Annotated in this window: 2 rRNA genes; both read right to left on the bottom strand. The window is 49.7% G+C overall.

The annotated features are described in order from the left end of the window. Window positions 1-16: 16 nt before the first annotated feature. Window positions 17-128: ribosomal RNA gene (gene rrf, locus H8B04_RS16840) — 5S ribosomal RNA — on the bottom strand. 139 nt (window positions 129-267) lie between these two features. After that, a 23S ribosomal RNA gene (locus tag H8B04_RS16835) occupies window positions 268-1,012 on the bottom strand; the annotation flags it as partial.

Raw genomic sequence — 1,012 nt, 5'->3', positions numbered from 1 at the left:
TTTGTTGTTTAATAAAAGAAGGCACCGACCTACTCTCCCACCTGTTACGGCAATACCATCGGCTCGGGCGGGCTTAACTGCTCTGTTCGGAATGGGAAGAGGTGAACACCGCCGATATAGGCACCCAAAGTTTTTGTTAGTAGTGAGTAATGTGTATTGCGTAGTGAGTATGTATACTCTGTACTCAATTCTCCATACTCTGTACTAATTGACATACTATTGAAAGAAAAAATAGAACGTAAGAAGAAGACAACAGATTCTATCCGCATTGGAAAGCTTCGGGCTATTAGTACTACTCAGCTTTGGTCTCTCAACCTTTACACCTGTAGCCTATCAACGTAGTCATCTACTACGACCCTATAAGGAAGTCTCATCTCGTGGCTAGTTTCGCACTTAGATGCTTTCAGCGCTTATCTATTCCCGACGTAGCTACCCAGCCGTACACCTGGCGGCATAACTGGTTCACCAGCGGTCAGTCCATCCCGGTCCTCTCGTACTAAGGACAGATCCACTCAAACTTCCAACGCCCACAACAGATAGGGACCGAACTGTCTCGCGACGTTCTGAACCCAGCTCGCGTGCCACTTTAATGGGCGAACAGCCCAACCCTTGGGACCTTCTCCAGCCCCAGGATGTGACGAGCCGACATCGAGGTGCCAAACCTCCCCGTCGATATGAGCTCTTGGGGGAGATCAGCCTGTTATCCCCAGAGTACCTTTTATCCTTTGAGCGATGGCCCTTCCATACAGAACCACCGGATCACTATGTCCGTCTTTCGACCCTGCTCGGCTTGTAGGCCTCACAGTCAAGCAAGCTTTTGCCATTGCACTCCACGTACGGTTACCAAGCGTACTGAGCTTACCTTTGAAAGCCTCCGTTACCTTTTTGGAGGCGACCACCCCAGTCAAACTACCCACCAAACAATGTCCTCCGCTCTGCGGAGTTAGAAACCGAATACAGAAAGGGCGGTATTTCAAGGTTGTATCCACGAATCCTGGCGAATCCGCTTCAC

This window comes from Sphingobacterium litopenaei (genome assembly GCF_014692495.1).
GTDB lineage: Bacteria > Bacteroidota > Bacteroidia > Sphingobacteriales > Sphingobacteriaceae > Sphingobacterium > Sphingobacterium litopenaei.
This window is presented reverse-complemented; position numbering and strand designations above follow the sequence as displayed.